Origin of the sequence: Micromonospora sp. WMMD961, assembly GCF_029626145.1 — a bacterium.
GTDB lineage: Bacteria > Actinomycetota > Actinomycetes > Mycobacteriales > Micromonosporaceae > Micromonospora.
This window is the reverse complement of the sequence record NZ_JARUBJ010000002.1, coordinates 6,768,908-6,784,354: the sequence shown is the minus strand read 5'-3', so window position 1 is coordinate 6,784,354 and position 15,447 is coordinate 6,768,908. Positions and strand designations below refer to the sequence as shown.

At 71.7% G+C, this 15,447-nt stretch carries 18 protein-coding genes and 1 pseudogene; 11 read left to right on the top strand and 8 right to left on the bottom strand.

Features of this window, described 5'->3' with window-relative positions; all coding sequences use genetic code 11:
- Positions 1-26: 26 nt before the first annotated feature.
- The 4 genes from pstS to O7614_RS31085 all read right to left on the bottom strand — a co-directional run bounded on the left by pstS (position 27) and on the right by O7614_RS31085 (position 4,153).
- On the bottom strand, positions 27-1,133 hold the full coding sequence (gene pstS / locus O7614_RS31100) for a phosphate ABC transporter substrate-binding protein PstS (RefSeq protein ID WP_278141917.1): 1,107 nt from the start codon (positions 1,131-1,133) through the stop codon (positions 27-29).
- 291 nt (positions 1,134-1,424) lie between these two features.
- Entirely contained in the window at positions 1,425-2,351 is a 927-nt protein-coding gene (mshD, locus tag O7614_RS31095; protein WP_278141916.1) for a mycothiol synthase, read from the bottom strand.
- Positions 2,352-2,411: 60 nt separating this feature from the next.
- The gene (locus O7614_RS31090) at positions 2,412-3,281 is read right to left on the bottom strand and encodes a polysaccharide deacetylase family protein (protein ID WP_278141915.1); all 870 of its coding nucleotides are present in this window, start codon (positions 3,279-3,281) and stop codon (positions 2,412-2,414) included.
- A gap of 152 nt (positions 3,282-3,433) precedes the next feature.
- Positions 3,434-4,153 (bottom strand): response regulator transcription factor, encoded by a 720-nt coding sequence (locus O7614_RS31085; protein ID WP_278142438.1) that lies wholly within the window; start codon positions 4,151-4,153, stop codon positions 3,434-3,436.
- 241 nt (positions 4,154-4,394) lie between these two features.
- Here O7614_RS31085 and O7614_RS31080 point away from each other — a divergent pair, with 241 nt between their 5' ends.
- The 7 genes and pseudogenes from O7614_RS31080 (at position 4,395) to O7614_RS31055 (ending at position 9,236) form a co-directional block, all read left to right on the top strand.
- Positions 4,395-5,453 (top strand): hypothetical protein, encoded by a 1,059-nt coding sequence (locus O7614_RS31080; RefSeq protein ID WP_278141914.1) that lies wholly within the window; start codon positions 4,395-4,397, stop codon positions 5,451-5,453.
- 104 nt (positions 5,454-5,557) lie between these two features.
- Entirely contained in the window at positions 5,558-6,346 is a 789-nt protein-coding gene (locus O7614_RS31075) for a DUF2993 domain-containing protein (RefSeq protein ID WP_278141913.1), read from the top strand.
- Positions 6,347-6,439: 93 nt separating this feature from the next.
- Positions 6,440-6,517 carry an Ms5788A family Cys-rich leader peptide gene (locus tag O7614_RS32285; RefSeq protein ID WP_310503780.1) on the top strand — a complete coding sequence of 26 codons (78 nt, stop codon included), beginning with the start codon at positions 6,440-6,442 and terminating at the stop codon, positions 6,515-6,517.
- A gap of 205 nt (positions 6,518-6,722) precedes the next feature.
- Positions 6,723-7,571, top strand: a complete 849-nt coding sequence (locus tag O7614_RS31070; RefSeq protein ID WP_278141912.1) for a sulfurtransferase — start codon at positions 6,723-6,725, stop codon at positions 7,569-7,571.
- Between the two features lie 2 nt (positions 7,572-7,573).
- Positions 7,574-7,894, top strand: a complete 321-nt coding sequence (locus O7614_RS31065) for a DUF1416 domain-containing protein (protein ID WP_278141910.1) — start codon at positions 7,574-7,576, stop codon at positions 7,892-7,894.
- 206 nt (positions 7,895-8,100) lie between these two features.
- A pseudogene (locus tag O7614_RS31060) lies at positions 8,101-8,214 on the top strand (transcriptional regulator); the annotation flags it as partial.
- A 158-nt stretch (positions 8,215-8,372) separates the two neighbouring features.
- The gene (locus O7614_RS31055; RefSeq protein WP_278141908.1) at positions 8,373-9,236 is read left to right on the top strand and encodes a hypothetical protein; all 864 of its coding nucleotides are present in this window, start codon (positions 8,373-8,375) and stop codon (positions 9,234-9,236) included.
- Positions 9,237-9,255: 19 nt separating this feature from the next.
- Here O7614_RS31055 and O7614_RS31050 read toward each other — a convergent pair whose 3' ends face one another.
- Genes O7614_RS31050 through O7614_RS31040 form a run of 3 tightly spaced genes read right to left on the bottom strand, consistent with a single transcriptional unit; the run spans position 9,256 to position 12,122 of the window.
- The gene (locus tag O7614_RS31050; protein WP_278141907.1) at positions 9,256-11,310 is read right to left on the bottom strand and encodes a glycogen debranching N-terminal domain-containing protein; all 2,055 of its coding nucleotides are present in this window, start codon (positions 11,308-11,310) and stop codon (positions 9,256-9,258) included.
- On the bottom strand, positions 11,307-11,687 hold the full coding sequence (locus tag O7614_RS31045) for an SCP2 sterol-binding domain-containing protein (protein ID WP_278141905.1): 381 nt from the start codon (positions 11,685-11,687) through the stop codon (positions 11,307-11,309). Before O7614_RS31045 ends, O7614_RS31050 begins: the two co-directional genes overlap by 4 nt.
- Before the next feature lie 60 nt (positions 11,688-11,747).
- Complete coding sequence (locus O7614_RS31040; RefSeq protein WP_145778733.1) at positions 11,748-12,122, bottom strand: DsrE family protein; 375 nt, start codon at positions 12,120-12,122, stop codon at positions 11,748-11,750.
- 12 nt (positions 12,123-12,134) lie between these two features.
- On the opposite strand from O7614_RS31040, the gene mtfM reads away from it, so the two are divergent.
- Both mtfM and O7614_RS31030 read left to right on the top strand, forming a co-directional pair.
- Positions 12,135-12,239, top strand: coding sequence for a small membrane protein MtfM (mtfM, locus tag O7614_RS31035; RefSeq protein WP_030327764.1), 105 nt, complete (start codon positions 12,135-12,137; stop codon positions 12,237-12,239).
- 114 nt (positions 12,240-12,353) lie between these two features.
- Positions 12,354-12,941 carry an FABP family protein gene (locus O7614_RS31030; RefSeq protein WP_278141904.1) on the top strand — a complete coding sequence of 196 codons (588 nt, stop codon included), beginning with the start codon at positions 12,354-12,356 and terminating at the stop codon, positions 12,939-12,941.
- Here the strand turns inward: O7614_RS31030 and O7614_RS31025 are convergent, their stop codons facing one another.
- Positions 12,942-13,820 (bottom strand): aminotransferase class IV, encoded by an 879-nt coding sequence (locus O7614_RS31025; protein ID WP_278141903.1) that lies wholly within the window; start codon positions 13,818-13,820, stop codon positions 12,942-12,944.
- A 68-nt stretch (positions 13,821-13,888) separates the two neighbouring features.
- On the opposite strand from O7614_RS31025, the gene O7614_RS31020 reads away from it, so the two are divergent.
- Both O7614_RS31020 and O7614_RS31015 read left to right on the top strand, forming a co-directional pair.
- On the top strand, positions 13,889-14,317 hold the full coding sequence (locus O7614_RS31020) for a Fur family transcriptional regulator (RefSeq protein WP_088987421.1): 429 nt from the start codon (positions 13,889-13,891) through the stop codon (positions 14,315-14,317).
- The gene (locus tag O7614_RS31015) at positions 14,314-15,426 is read left to right on the top strand and encodes a folate-binding protein (protein WP_278141902.1); all 1,113 of its coding nucleotides are present in this window, start codon (positions 14,314-14,316) and stop codon (positions 15,424-15,426) included. The genes O7614_RS31020 and O7614_RS31015 overlap by 4 nt, the downstream gene beginning before the upstream one ends.
- Positions 15,427-15,447: the final 21 nt, after the last annotated feature.

Below are 15,447 nucleotides of genomic sequence, written 5' to 3'. Positions count from 1 at the left end.
TCGATTCGATTGCGGAGTGGTGTCGGTCAGGAGATGTTCTTGACTGCGGCCTCGACCTTGGTGCGGACGCTCTCCGGCAGCGGGGCGTAGCCCAGCTCGGTCATGGCAGCCTGGCCCTCGGTGCTGGCGGCGTAGCCCAGCAGGCCCTTGACCAGCGGCAGCTTGTCGGCGGCGAGGCCCTTGCTGCAGACGATCTCGTACGTCGCCAGGACGATCGGGTAGGCCCCGGCCTCCTTGGTGTTGTAGTCGATCGACAGCTTGAGGTCGTCGCCCTGGCCCTCGACCTTGGCGCCAGCGATGGTCTTGCCGGCAGCCTCGGCGGTCAGCGCGGCGAACTCGCCGTTACCGTTACCGATCTTGGCCATCTTCAGAGCGGCGTTCTCGGCGAACGACCACTCCATGTAGCCGATCGAGCCGTCGGCGCCCTTGACCCGGCTGGCCACGCCGTCCGAGCCCTTGGCGCCGGTGCCGCCCGGGGCCTTCCACGCCTTGGCCTTGCCGAGAGTCCAGTCGGCCTCGGCGGTCTTGGAGAGGTAGTTGGTGAAGTTGTCGGTGGTCCCCGACTCGTCCGAGCGGTGGACGGTCTGGATGGTGGTCGCCGGGAGCGTGGCACCCGGGTTGTCGGCCTTGATCGCCGCGTCGTCCCACTTGGTCACCTTGCCGGCGAAGATCTTCGCCAGGGTGGCCGGCTTGAGCTGGAGGTTGTCCACGCCGCTGACGTTGTAGGCGACGGCCACCGGGCCGATCACCATCGGCAGGTGGATGGCCTTGCCGCCGGCGCACTTGGCGTCGGCCTGCGGCTGCTCCTCCGGCTTGAGGGCGGAGTCGGAGCCGGCGAAGTCGGCGGTCCCGGCGATGAACGCCTGGATGCCCGCACCCGAGCCGGTCGGCTCGTAGTTGATCGTGGTGCCCTGGCACTTCGTCTGGTACGCCTTGATCCATTCGGCCATGGCGTTCTTCTGCGCCGACGAGCCCTGGGCGTTCAGCGTGCCGGTAGCGCAGTCGACCGCGGCGGCCGAGCCCGAAGCGTTAGCGCCGGGGGTGGGCTCGTTGTTGTCCGAGCCGCATGCGCTGAGACCGAGCGTCGCAGCAAGGGCGAGGCCGGCAATCGCGCCGTACCGCTGGAGCTTCACCTGAGGGGTTTCCCTTCGCGTCTGACTTGGCGCCCCGATCCCGGGGCCCGAGGACCGGCAGTAACCGGCTGACACGAAAGTTAGAAGTGCCAGGTAGCCGGTTCGCCGGTCACAAGTGAACGCAAGGTGAACACGTACGACCGCCGAGGTGACCACTCGCTGAGGGTGAGTTGTCCGTTAAGTGAACCCGGGTACACCTGTCGGAAGTATAGGTATATTTCCGGTTCGCCGTTATCTCGCCGACGCCCGGCCGTTACCCACCGGTGACCCGGCTCCGGCGACCACCGACAGTCAGCCCAGGTGGTAGTTGATGTGCGCGGACCAGCGGGCGAAGCCCATCCGCTCGTAGAGCGCGACGGCTCCGGTGTTCGACTCGTCCACGTAGAGCATCACCCGGTCCAGGCCGCGCCTGTCCCGCAGGTACGCCAGCCCGGCGGTGGTCAGCGCCCGGCCGAGCCCGCCGCCGTGCGCGGTCGGCTCCACCCCCAGTACGTACACCTCGCCGATCCGGGCGGAGCCCGGGCGCTCGTGCACCTTGGTCCAGTGGAAACCGAGCAGCCGACCGGTCCCGGTCTCCTCGGCGAGCAGGAAGCCGTCCGGGTCGAACCAGGGTTCGGCCAGCCGGACCCGCAGGTCGTCGGAGGTCCAGCGCCCCTGCTCGGGGTGCTCGGAGAAGGCGCGCGCGTTGAGGGTCAGCCAGGCCGCGTCGTCCGCCCCGGGCCGGAACGCGCGCAGCGCCACCCCGTCGGGCAGGCCTGGCTCGCCGAGCGGTGCGGCCAGGGGGCGGCGCAGTTGCCAGAGCACCCGTGCCCGGGTGAAGCCGAGGTCGACGCCGAGCGCAGCGGCCGAGGGGTGGTCGCCGTGCGCCCACGCCCGCAGCGGCCCGGTGGCCGAAGCGAGCACGCCCCGGGCCAACGCACGACCGGTGCCCCGCCGCCGGTACGCGGGGTGCACCACCAGTTCGACTCCGATCCCGCCGACCGGATCGGTGGTGTCCAGGTGGGCGTACCCGGTCAGGGTGCCGTCGTCGGCCCGGGCGATCAGGTGCAGGGCCGGGGCGTCCGGGTCGCGCAGTCGAAGCAGGACGTGCTCGTCGAGCGGGCTCGCGCCGTCGGTGTCAGCCGCGGTGCTGGCCAGGGCCAGCACGTCGGCGATCTCCCCGGCTGCCAGTCGGTCGGTCCGGGTCACCTGGTCGCTGGTCGGCTCCGCGCTGCTCATCCCGTCACCGTATCCGTTGCGTGTCGTGCCGCCCGGACCGTCGCCGGGCAAAGCTGCGGATCAGGTCGGATCGGTGGGCAGCGCCTCCAGTTCGAAACGCGCGGTCAGGTCGGGCAGGATCCGGCGCAGGGCCTCCACCGTGCCTTGCCGGTCGCCGCCGGCGTCGTGCAGCAGCACCACCGAGCCGGGTGCGGCCTGGGTCACCACGGTTGCAGTGATCTTGGCGGCGCCGGGAAGGTCCCAGTCCGACGGGTCGACCGACCAGTGCAGCGGGGTCATGCCGAGCTGTCGCGCCACCGACACCACCGGGTACGTCCAGGCTCCGCCGGGCTGCCGGTACCAGACGATGGGCGCGTTCGGCACCGCCGCCCGGATCGCGTCGTTGGTGCGCAGCAGGTCGGCGCGGATCGCGTCGGCCGACCGGGCGCCCAGGCCGACGTCGTGGTGCCACGAGTGGTTGCACAGGGTGTGTCCGTCGTCGACGATCGCCCGGATCAGGTCGGGATGGTTCTGGGCGTTCTCGCCGACCACGCAGAACGTGGCCCGCACGTCGAACTCGCGCAGTGCGGCGAGGACCTGCGGGGTGTACCGGGGGTCCGGCCCGTCGTCGAAGGTCAGCGCGAGCCGGGGTGACCCGGTGGTCTCGTGCGCGCCGAACAGCTTGTCGCCGCCGGCGTCGCGGCCCGAGCCGTCCTGGCCGGCCTCGGCGGGGCCGCTGCTGCCGCCGGGGTGTGCGGCGCTGTTCGGGTCGCCCTCGCTGGGCTGGTCGGCGTAGCGCGGCCCGTCCGCCTTCGTGGTGACGTCGGTCGGGTGTCGGGGTGTCGGGTCCACCATGAGACTGTGGCCCAGCGCGTACGCCGAACCGAGCAGCGCCGCCAACACCAGCGTCACGATCCCGGTCGCCTTCGCGGTCGACACGCCCCGCGTCACGGCTTGCGCCCGACTGGCCGGCGCGGCCGACCCGTCGCCCCCGTGATGACTGCGCGCACCCTGGCCCCTTTCTGCGGCAAACCCGGCAGTCAGAATAAGACTGGCAAGCTGCGCAAAAAGGGGCATACAGGAAATTGGTGGCGACTTACCGATCAGACGGGCAGCGGCGCGTGCTCCGCCTCGTGCAGCGACCGCGACGGCGGGACGACGAACTTGTATCCGACCTGGCGGACGGTGCCGATCATCGACTCGTACTCCGAGCCGAGCTTGGCGCGCAGTCGCCGGACGTGCACGTCGACCGTGCGGGTGCCGCCGAAGTAGTCGTAGCCCCAGACCTCCCGCAGGAGTTGGTCGCGGGTGAACACCCGGCCCGGGTGCTGGGCCAGGAACTTCAGCAGCTCGAACTCCTTGTAGGTGAGGTCGAGAGGGCGGCCCTTCAGCTTGGCCGCGTACGTGTCGGGGTCGATGGTCAGCTCGCCGGCCCGGATCGAACCGCCGGCTCCGGCCGTCGCGTTGCTCAGGCGGCCGACCGCCAACCGCAACCGTGCCTCCACCTCGGCGGGGCCGGCCGAGGCGAGGATGACGTCGTCGACGCCCCAGTCGGCGTTCAGTGCGATCAGGCCGGCCTCGGTCACCACCGCGACCAGCGGCACGCCGAGCCCGGTGGCGTGCAGCATTCGGCAGGTCGCTCGGGCCTCGCTCAGCTCCGACCGGGCGTCCACCAGCACCGCGTCCGGGCTGGGGCCCGCGACCAGGGTGCGAACGTCGCGCGGCGCGGTGCGGACCGAGTGCGGCAACAGGTCGAGTGCCGGCAGCACAGCCGACGGTTCGCCTGCGCGCGCGGTCACCAGCAGCAGGATCTCCACGATCACCTCCGTCCCGGCGGCGCTCGGCCGCACGCGACCAGACACACTCACGGGGGAGTGTGCTGAGAAATTGCGTGGTCCCGGCGTCGCTGACGGGCGGGTAACGGGATGAGCGTAACCGATCGCCTCGGCCGCGCCGTCTGGCCATTTCCCGTTTGTCTACCTTGCCCCTGATCGTGGAGCAGATTTTAACGTTGCTGAAACCCGTGACCGCCGTGTCCGGCGCTCGGTCTGGCACGATCGGGTCGTGTTTCCCTCCACCTCGCCCGAGGCCGGCCGCGAATCGTGGCCCGCCGGGCCCCACCCGGGCCCGGCCGCCGCACCGACGCGCGGTAACCCGCCCGCGCCGCGTACCGGTCCGGCCACCACCGACGGCGATCGCCGCGAACGGGGTGGGCCGCGCCGAGCCCGTCGCTCCGGCGAACCGGCCCGCCGATCCGAAGACGAGGTCGACGAGCCGGAAGAGGAGGTCGTACCCCCGGTCGAGGTGCACCGGCCGCTCGCGTTGACCATCGCCGGCTTCGCCGCGCTGCTCGGCGTCGGTCTGGTGCTCGGTGCGCAGACGTCCGGCCCCGGCCACCGGCTGCCGTTCGCCTTCATCATCTTCGGCGTCCAGTTGCTCTTCGTGCTCGCCTGGACGATGGCCATGCGTCCCCCCGCGCTGCTGGTGGTCGCCGGGATCAGCGCCGGGGTCGCGGCGCTCGCCGACGTCGCCGCGGTGCAGAGCGACATCGCCGGGCTGGCCCCGCTGGGCTATCTGGCCGTCGGCGGGTTCGTCGCCGCGGTGCTCGGCCAGCTGGTCCGCCGCGTCGACCGGGTCCGGGTCACCGACTCCCTCGGCGCGACGCTGCTCATCGTGGTCGGGGTGGTGGCCTTCGGCACGCTGATCGTGCTCAGCCGGATCCCGGCCGGCACCCAGGCGATCACCGTCTGCCTGACCGCGAGCGGCGTCGCGCTGACCGTCGCCCGGCTCACCGACGCCGTACTGCCGTGGCCCCGGCTGGCCCCGCAGGTGCCTCGCGGCGCCGCCGGTGTGGTGGCCGGCGCGATGGTCGGCACGCTGACCAGCGCGCTTCTGGGCAGCTACCTGGTGGCTCCCTTCACGCCGACCCGGGCCGCCGTGATCGGCCTGGTCGCGGCGGTCACCGCCGTGCTCTCCGACCTCGCCGTGGGGTACGCGGAGGCGGGCCGGCTGATGGCCGGAGAGCCGCCGACGATGTGGGTGGCCCGGCACATGCAGGGTCCGCTGGGCGGCTTCGCCCTGGCGGCGCCGGCCGCGTACGCCATGTGCATGCTCTTCCTCTGAGTCACGGTTGAGCCCGGGGTCGGTCGGGTACCAACGGGTACGCCGCGCTGCGGCACCGGTGTGGACGACCCGTCGCGGCGCGGCGGGTGAAGACGGGAGGCGGCGTGGCGGAGGACTATCCGGCGGACGGAGCGCGTCCCCGACGGCGCGGCCGCAAGCTGCTCATCGGCCTGATCGTCCTGCTCCTGGTGGTGGCCGGGTTGCTGGTGGTCGCCGACCGGGTGGCGGTCGGGGTGGCCGAGCGGACCATCGCCGACCGGGTCAGCCAGGAGCTCGCCAAGCAGGGTGCCCAGTCCGCCACGCCCGATGTGGAGGTGGCCGGCACCCCGTTCCTCACCCAGGTGCTCGACGGCCGCTACGAGCGGATCACCATCAACCTGCGGGACGTGCAGGCCCCGGTCGAGGGTGACGCCGTGCAACTGCCGGTGCTCGACGTGACCGCCCGCAACGTCCGGGCCTCGCTGGACACCCTGCGCACCGGCCAGGGGGACATCGTCGCGGACACCGTCAACGGCGCCGGCACGATCAGCTACGACAGCCTGGCCGCTCTGCTGAAGCGCCCCGGGCTCACCCTCGGCGAGCAGAACGGCAGGCTCGCCGTCACCGCGCCGGTGGACATCCTCGGTCAGAAGCTGACCGTCGCCGGCACCGCCGACGTCACCGTCGCCGACAACGGTGCGGTCGCCCTGCGCTTCAACGACCTGGACGCGGCCGGTCTGCCGAACCTACCGCTGGCCCGCACCTTCCTCAGCAACTACGCCAAGAGCATCTCCATCGACGTGCCCCTACCCGAGCTGCCCTTCCAGCTCACCGTGCGGGAGGTTCGGCCGCTGCCGGAGGGGTTGGCGGTCACCGTCGACGCGAAGAACGTACCGATCAATTCGGTCAGCTGACGTCCGGTCGGCGGCGTGCCCGACGGTCCGGGTGATCCCGGATGGTGGTCGGCCCAGTGGCAGCACGGTCACTGGCTGGTAGGCTCCCTGGCCATGGGGACCCACCTCACCAAACGGCGCGCGGTCGACCTGTGCCGCGTGGCCACCTGCCTGTGTCGCCCCGTCATCTGACGGCGGGGCTGTCTCCGGCCGCCTGACGGCGGCCACCGGCACGGGGTTCTCACACCCTCCGGTCATCCCACCGAACGCCCGGCAGCGGCGCCGTCGCACGAACCCGTGATCCCGTCCTTCCGCTGGGTCCCGCGCGTGGTGCGACAGATACATCCATCGATCTCGCGCGTTGGCTCACCATCCATCCTCACCAGGGAGTGATTCGATGAGTCGCGACACCGCACTCGTTTCGGCCGAGTGGGCCGAGAAGAACCTCGACGCCCCGGGCGTCGTCTTCGTCGAGGTCGACGAGGACACCTCGGCCTACGACACCGGCCACATCGCCGGTGCCATCAAGATTGACTGGAAGACCGACCTGCAGGACCAGGTCCGCCGGGACTTCGTCAACAAGTCCCAGTTCGAGGCGCTGCTCTCCGAGCGGGGCATCAGCAACGACGACACCGTCATCCTGTACGGCGGCAACAACAACTGGTTCGCGGCGTACGCCTACTGGTACTTCAAGCTCTACGGCCACGGCGACGTGAAGCTGCTCGACGGTGGTCGCAAGAAGTGGGAGTTGGACGCCCGCCCGCTGGTCACCGACTCGGTGACCCGCCCGGCGACGCAGTACGTCGCGCAGGAGCCGGACACCTCCATCCGGGCCTTCCGCGACGAGGTCGTCGCCGCGATCGGCACCAAGAACCTGGTCGACGTGCGCAGCCCCGACGAGTTCGCCGGCCGGCTGCTCGCCCCCGCCCACCTGCCGCAGGAGCAGGCGCAGCGGGCCGGCCACATCCCCACCGCGATCAGCGTCCCGTGGTCCAAGGCTGCCAACGAGGACGGCACCTTCCGGTCCGACGACGAACTGCGCAGGATCTACGGCGACGCGGGGCTCGACGACGGCAAGGAGACCATCGCCTACTGCCGCATCGGCGAGCGCTCCTCGCACACCTGGTTCGTGCTGCAGGAGTTGCTGGGCCACCGCAACGTCAAGAACTACGACGGTTCCTGGACCGAGTACGGCTCGCTGGTCGGCGTGCCGGTCGCGCTCGGCGACGAACCCGGGGAGGCCTGATCATGACACTCCCCACCGCCGCGGGGTGCGCCGCACCCGACCAGGCCGCGCCGCTGCCGGCCAGCCTGGACCTGGAGAAGGAAACCGTCATCACCGGGATCGTCCGCTCCGCCGAGGACGAGCCGGTGCCCGGCGCGTACGTCCGGCTGCTCGACTCGACCGGTGAGTTCACCGCCGAGGTGGTGACCTCGACCGCCGGCCAGTTCCGGTTCTTCGCCGCGCCGGGCGCCTGGACGCTGCGGGCGCTGTCCCGGCAGGGCAACGGCGACACCGCCGTCACCGCCGGCCGGGGCGTCAACGAGGTTGCCGTCACCGTCGCCTGACCCACTGCTCTGATCGACCGGGGCCGGTCACCCACACGGGTGGCCGGCCCCGGTCGTCCTTCCACACGCCGGTAACCCGAAGTGGTACCAGCGCAACTCCGGGCTCGGGCGGACCAACGGAATCAATCGGTATGCGTCACTATCTAGAGGTGGATACCAAGGTTGGTGCGGGTGACGGCGGCGCGTCCGGTGACAAGGTTCCGCTGGTGCTCTGCGTGAGCGCGGATGCTGCCGTGGTCGAGCGGGTGCTCCGGCAACTCGACGGGATCGGCCAGGTGGTCAGCTGCCCGGACCTGGCCGAGTTGCGGACGATGCTGTTCCGGTCGCCTGGTGGCCCGACGTCGACCGTTCGGCTGGTCACCCCGCCGACGGTGCCACAGGAGCCACCGCAGCCCACCTGACCCCGCAGCCCGTCGCCGGATTCCGGGCCGACGCCTCCGCTGCCGGTTCGGCGGCGGGGGCGTGACACCATGGCCGGGTGAGCGGTGCTGTCCAGACGGGTTGGGCCCCTTCGGCTGGTCCGGCCGCGCCAACGCCGGCCCGGCCGTGGCGGCGGCGGTTGCTGGCCGCGACGGCGGCCTGGGCCGTGTTGCTGGCCGTACTCACCTGGACGTCGGTCCGCGACGATCCGCCGACCGTGCGCGAACAGCGCTCCCTCGATCAGGCTGGCCCGGTGGTCGACCGGGCGGTCGGCGAGCTGGTCCGTGCGGCGGGGGCGGCCGGCATGCTGGAGTTGAGCCCGCCGAGGGTCGCGGAGGGCTGCCGGGTCACCCCGTTCGCCGACGGGGCGAGGCTGCGCCGGGACGTGGGCGTGCTCGCGCCCACCGGCACCGAGCGGGCCGTGCTGGCCGGGATCGCCGAGCGGCTGCCGGCGAGCTGGCGGGCCTGGGTCGGGTCCGGGCTGAACGGCCCGGAGCTGAACGCCGACGCCGGAGAGTTCGTGGCCGTCGAGGGGCGGCCGACAGTGGACGGGCAGGTCCGCCTGGTCGTCGACACCGGTTGCCGGCCCATCGGCTCGGGCTACACGCCGGCCACCGCCGCCGCGACCGGTCCGGAGGCCACCGCCCTGACCGTGGCGCTGGGGGCGCTCGGCCGGCCGAGCGACGCGACGCCCGAACTGGTCACCGCACCCTGCCCGGGCGGCGGGCTGGCCCGCACCGTGCGCTCCGCGGGTGGTCCCGGCCCGGCCGCTTCCACGGCCGCGCTCGCCGCGCTGGCCGGAGACGCCCCGCTGCTGGACAAACCCCCGGTGTACGCGTACCGCACCGGCCCGGTCACGGTGTTCGCCGATCTCGGCCCGGACGCCACCCGGGTGTCCGCCACCGTCGGCTGCCCGGGATGAGCCGAGCGGCCGGCCCCGATCAGTTGCCGTCCGGCTGATCCGTCGAACCACGGCTGCGGCCCAACGCGTCCACCTTTCCCCAGCGGCCGGGGATGTCCAGCAGCTCGACACGGCCCATCCCCGGAGGCACGGCCGGGTCGATGATCAGGTGCTCGCCCTGCGGTTCCAACCCCAGCATCACCCGGAGCAGCAGCAGCGGGGTGCCGGTCGACCAGGCCTGTGGACTGCACGCGGTCGGGTACTCCACCGGGTAGTCGGTGAGGTCGCGGGTGTAGCCGGCGAACGCCTCCGGCAGCCGCCCCTCGAAGTACCGCGACGCCGCCAGCATCGTGTCGCAGATCAGGCCGGCCTCCTCGCGGAAGCCGTACCGCCACAGACCCCAGGCGATGATCGAGTTGTCGAACGGCCAGACGGTGCCCACGTGGTACCCGATCGGGTTGTACCGCCCCTGGTCCTCGGCGAGCGTCCGCACCCCCCAGCCGGAGAACAGGCGCGGCCCGAGCAGATGCTCGACCACCTTGCCGGCACGGGACTCGTCCACGATGCCGCTCCACAGCAGGTGCCCGATGTTCGAGGTCAGCGCGTCCACCTGCCGGCCGTCGGCGTCCAGCGCCAGCGCGTAGTACCCGCGGTCGGCGATCCAGAAGTCGCGGTCGAACCGCCGCTTGAGGTCGGCGGCCTCCCGCTCCAGCCGGTCGGCGTACGCCCGGTCGTTCCAACAGGTCCGGGCCAGCCGGGCGGCCCGGATCTTCGCGTCGTACGCGTACCCCTGCAACTCGCACGTTGCCCGGGGAAAGCCGGGCATCTGACCGTCGGCGTACGAGATGGCGTCCCAGGAGTCCTTCCAGCACTGGTTCTGCAGACCGGTCTCCGGGTTGCGGGTCTGATACCAGAGGTAACCGGTGCCGAGCAGGTCGCCGTACGTGTCGATCCATTCCAGCGCCGCGCGGACCTGCGGCTCCAGCCGACGGACCAGCGCGGCGTCGCCCGTCCACCGCTCGTACTCGTCGACCAGGATGACGAACAGTGGTGTCGAGTCGGCCGACCCGTAGTACGGCGAGTGCGGCTGCTCCTCGAAGCCGGCGGTCTCCCCGTACCGCAGCTCGTGCAGGATCTTGCCGGGCTCCTCGTCCCGGAAGTCGTCCACCCGGTGCCCCTGCAAGCCGGCCAGCATCAGGAGGGTCGGCGGGACCAACTCCGGCAGGAACGGCAGCACCTGCAACGACGTGATGATGCTGTCCCGGCCGAACAGGGTCATGAACCAGGGCAGCCCGGCGGCGATCAGCCGCACGCCCAGCGCGATCGACTCGTAGCGCAGTGCGGCCAGGTCGTTGAGGCTGCGCCGGTACGCCCCGGCCAGCGGCTCGCAGTCGCAGCCGAGCTTCGGTGCCCGGTCGATCAGCTCCTGCTGCTCGGCCCGGATCGCGTCCGCGCTGCGGCTGCCCCCGTACGGCAGGGTTGCCCGGATGTCCTGACCGCGCGCCCCGTAGACGACGCTGGACACGTGCAGCCGGGTGGTCCACTTGCCGTTGCGGGCGATCCGGATGCGGAAGGTCAGACCGTCGGCGTCGACCTGCGCCGGCGCGGTGGTCGTGACCGTCGTCTCCCGGTGGAACGCCTCCCGCCGGTAGCTGAGCCGCAGTTCGTTGCCGGAGACGGTGACAGTGGTCGTACCCCGCTTCTGGCGGGAGTGCTTGATCTCGAACAGGTCGGCGAAGTCGGCCTCGACGTCGATCCGGACGGTGAACTCGACCTCCGCACCGGTGTGGTTCAGCACTGTCAGCTCCTCCTCGAAGCTGCCCACGATCTCCCGACTGCGGATCACCGACGCCTTCGCGTCCAGGTAGTGCGTGGGCTCACCGGGGGCGAGGAAGAACTTGGTGCGGTACGACTCGGCGTCGTCCATGGAGAGGGCGTGCAGCCGCTGGCCGTCGAGGGTGAGCACCCACCTGGACAGGAACCGCGTGTCGAAGGAGAACAACCCGGTGGGGAAGTCGAAGGACGGCTCGATGTCTCCCTGGCGGTCACTGACCAGGAAGGTGTTGCCGTCCAGGATGCTGACGAGGTCCTTCACACCGGACGCCCGGCTGTTCTGCGTGCTACCTCGCGCGGGTCGCGGGTGCCGGGCGGGTTCGGGAAGAACCGGCGGAAGGCGAGGAAGAGCACCACGTTCCCGCTGAACGTGCTCTCGTTGCGCAGCACGGCCGCGACACTCTGGGCCTCGCCGGTGATCAGCCGGTCGAAGAGGGCTTCGCTGCTGTACCAGATGGCGTCGGCCGGGCCGCGTTCGCGACTGACCTGCACTGACCCGGGCCGCATCCGCACCATCCAGTGCTCGGTCCGGTGGTCGGTGCCGAGGTCGATCTGGAGGGTCCCGTCGGTCAGGCCGACGAGGAGGTCAGGGGCGCGCGCCGGCAGTGATTCGAAGAACCTCTCCGCCGCCTCGGTCACATCCGAATCGTAGGCAGCCGCCCGAGATGTCGGGCCGGTATCGGCACTCCTCCTCGGTGCTCAGTAGACCAGCGCCTGCGCGCCCTCGGCCAACGCCTCCTCGACGAAGACTGCGGCGCCTGCGATCCGGACCCCGGGGAGCACATCGTCCGGGCCGATCTCCCGTCGGGCCGCGCACTGGGTGCAGGCGGTCACCCGGCCACTGGTCAGGATGACGTGCAACAGCTCGGCCAGAGGCGCGGAGTGCGGCAGCTCGAACTGTTGGGCGCGGCCGGGTACCGCGAACCAGGTCGATTCGCCGGTCAGCCAGAGCGACACGTCCACCCCGGCCGCGACAGCCGTCGCGGCGACCGTGAATGCCTGCGCGCACCGCTCCGGGGCGTCCGCCCCCGCGGTGGCCTTGACGACGAGAGTGCGGGCCATGTGGCCCAGCATAGGATGGTCGGGATGGTTACCGAGATCGGGTTTGTCAGCCTGTTGGTCGCTGGCCTGGGCGGGCTCGCCGGTGGCCTGGTCTACCTTGCCGTACGCATTTCGAGAGGACGCTGGTGAGCGCGAGGAGTGAGCCGGGTCTGCGAGCCCCGCAGTCGCGAACGGAGATGGCTCGGTGAGCGCGAGGAGTGAGCCCGGTCTGCGAGCCCCGCAGTCGCGAACGGAGATGGCTCGGTGAGCGAGAATCCGCTGCAGCCGCCGTGGCTGAACGCGCCGCCGGTCGAGGAGTACCCGTTCGAGGAGAGCCACGACCTGCGGGTGGGGCCGAAGCTGCACCCCGCGCTGGACGGCCTGCTGCCCTACATCGGGCTGTGGCGTGGCCGGGGCAAGGGCGGTTTCCCCACCATCGAGGACTTCGACTACGCCCAGGAGATCCGGATCAGCCACGACGGCCGGCCGTTCCTGCACTACGAGTCCCGTGCCTGGATCCTGGACGAGCAGAGCAAGCCGGTCCGCCCGGCGGGCCGTGAGGTCGGCTGGTGGCGGCCGGTGCTGGTGGATGGTCGGGCGACCGACGAGCTGGAGGCGGTGCTGACCACTCCGACCGGGGTGATGGAGCTGCACCTGGGCAAGCGCACCGGCACCCAGGTCGAGTTCGCCACCGACGCGGTGGTCCGGACGCCGACCGCCAAGGAGGTCACCGGCGGGCACCGGCTCTTCGGCATCGTCGAGGGTGCGTTGCTCTACGCGCAGGAGATGGCCGCCATGGGGCACGGGCTCAGCCCGCACCTGTCCGCCCGGCTCGTCCGGGTCGGCGGCTGACTAGACGGGGAAACCCAGCAGGGTTTGCAGGGCGGGAGTGCGCGGGCAGTTGTCCCGGCGCACCCCGTCCAGCATCCGGACCTCGACGAGCCCGCGTACCGAGGAGCTGAACCAGACCCCGTCGGCGTCGTGCAGTTCGGCCGGCGTGACCATCCGTTCGGCGGCGCTCAGACCCAGCTCCTGGGCATGGGCGAGCAGCCAGGCCACGGTCGTGCCGGGCAGGATGCCGGTGGTGGCGGCCGGCACCGTGCACAGCGTGTCTCCGGTGAGCCACACCACGTTCGCGATCGGCCCCTCCAGGGCGTACCCGTCCGAGGAGACCCACAGCACGTCGTCCACCCCGGCCCGTTGTGCCCAGCGGCGGGCGGCGCTGTTGACCGCGTACGAGGTGGACTTGATGCCGGCCGGCAACCAGTCGAGCCCGGTCCGCGCGTCGGCGGGCACCCCCAGCGGAAGGGTCGCCACGGTGATCCCGGTGCGGCGGGCCGCCCGCGACGACGCCGGCACCTGGGTCAGGGTGGCGTAGACGGTCGGCGGGCCGCCGGCCTCGGAACCTCGGGTGCAGACCAGCCGCAGCGCACCCTCCACCTGGACGGGCCAGCCCGCGCGTACCGTGTCGAGCAGGTCGACAAGCGCGTCGGTGGCGGGCAGGTCCAGGTCGACGGCCGCCGCCGCCGTGACCATTCGGGCCAGGTGCTCGTCGCGCAGCCACGCCCGGCCCTCGCGCAGATGCATGGACTCGAAGAGCCCGTCGCCGCGCAGGACGCCCAGGTCGTCGCCGCGGAGCACGGGCTCTTCGGCCGCGATGAGGCCCCGCCCGAGCACGGCGATCCGCGCGCTCGGAGAAGCCGGGGCATTGCCGGCCGACGACGTCACCATGACCGCCGAGCGTAGCGGCGACCGGTCGCTCGCAGGGGTCGCAGCGATTGCCGAACTATGATCGGACCGTGTCCGAATCCTCCCTCGCGGAAATGCTGCGGGCCCGTGGGCTGCGGCTGACGCCCCAACGGCAGCTCGTCCTGCAGGCGGTGCTCGATCTGGGGCACGCCAGCCCGGAGCAGGTGCACACGGCCGTCCGGGAGGTCGCCGCCGGCGTCAACATCACCACCATCTATCGCACGCTTGAGCTGCTGGAACGGCTCGGCCTGGTCACCCACACGCACCTGTCGCACGGCTCGCCGACGTATCACGCGGCGGGTGAGCACCAGCACGTCCACCTGGTCTGTCGGGAGTGTGGAGCGATCGACGAGATCGATCCGGAGATGCTGCGTCCGCTCGCCGACCAGTTGGCCACGCAGCGGGGGTTCCGGGTGGATATCGGGCACGTGTCACTTTTCGGCGTGTGCGTACGCTGCGAGAACGGGGACGACAAATGATCGACATCGCGGGTGCGGTGGCCGTCGAGAGCATCGACGAGGCCAGCCGCGACCAACCGGATGCGGCGCATGTCGCGGCCGGCGTCCGAGGGGTGGCCGCCCACTACGGCGACCCGCTGCGTGAGCAGCGCACCCTCGACACCGAGGTCGGCCTGGTCGACCGGTCGCACCGGGGGGTCATCGCGGTGCCCGGTGAAGATCGGGCCAGCTGGCTGCACACCGTGACCTCGCAACACCTGACGGCGCTGACCGCCGGTGAGGGGACCGAATTGCTGGTGTTGTCCCCGCACGGCCACATCGAGCAGCACGCCATGGTCGCCGAGGACGGCGAGACCGCCTGGCTGGACACCGAGCCGGGTGCGACCGAGGGTCTGCTGACCTACCTGGAGAAGATGCGGTTCTTCAGCAAGGTCGAGCCGCGCGACGCGACTGCCGAGCGGGCGTTGTTGTCGCTGGTCGGGCCGGCGGCGACGGAGGCGCTGGGCACGCTCGGCGTGACCGGGCTCGCCGCGCCGGACCTGGTCGCGGTGCCGGGTCCGAAGTTCGCCCACGGTGCCGTGCCACCCCGAGCGAGTGTTCGGTACGACGTACGGCCGCTGCCGATCGGTGGCTGGGCCCGACGCGGGCCACTCGGGGTGGACCTGCTGGTGCCCCGCTCGGCGATGGACCAGGTGGTGGCGGAGTTGCGCGGTGCCGGGGTGCCGGTCGCGGGGCTCTGGGCGTACGAGGCGATCCGGGTGGCGGCGCGCCAGCCTCGGGTCGGGGTGGACACGGACCACCGGACCATCCCGGCCGAGGTGGACCTGATCGGCCCCGCCGTGCACCTGGACAAGGGTTGCTACCGGGGGCAGGAGACGGTGGCCCGGGTGCACAACATGGGCCGCCCGCCGCGTCGTCTCGTACTTCTGCATTTGGACGGGGTGACCACCGACCAGCCGCCGACGGCCGGTACGCCGGTGCTGCTCGACGGCCGGGCGGTCGGCTTCGTCGGCACCGCCGTGCTGCACCACGAGCTGGGTCAGGTGGCGCTCGCGGTGGTCAAGCGGAACGTCCCGGACGACGCGGCACTGCTGATCGGCGAGACGGCGGCGGCGATCGACCCGTCCTGACCGTGGCGTCTAGGATCGCCG

Bases quoted from the DNA above. Each gene is read 5' to 3' on its own strand.
- mshD (WP_278141916.1), bottom strand. From the start codon at position 2,351: ATGAGCAGCGCGGAGCCGACCAGCGACCAGGTGACCCGGACCGACCGA.
- O7614_RS32285 (WP_310503780.1), top strand. From the start codon at position 6,440: ATGGGGACCCACCTCACCAAACGGCGCGCGGTCGACCTGTGCCGCGTG.
- O7614_RS31070 (WP_278141912.1), top strand. From the start codon at position 6,723: ATGAGTCGCGACACCGCACTCGTTTCGGCCGAGTGGGCCGAGAAGAAC.
- O7614_RS31065 (WP_278141910.1), top strand. From the start codon at position 7,574: ATGACACTCCCCACCGCCGCGGGGTGCGCCGCACCCGACCAGGCCGCG.
- O7614_RS31040 (WP_145778733.1), bottom strand. From the start codon at position 12,122: ATGCTGGGCCACATGGCCCGCACTCTCGTCGTCAAGGCCACCGCGGGG.
- mtfM (WP_030327764.1), top strand. From the start codon at position 12,135: ATGGTTACCGAGATCGGGTTTGTCAGCCTGTTGGTCGCTGGCCTGGGC.
- O7614_RS31025 (WP_278141903.1), bottom strand. From the start codon at position 13,820: ATGGTGACGTCGTCGGCCGGCAATGCCCCGGCTTCTCCGAGCGCGCGG.
- O7614_RS31015 (WP_278141902.1), top strand. From the start codon at position 14,314: ATGATCGACATCGCGGGTGCGGTGGCCGTCGAGAGCATCGACGAGGCC.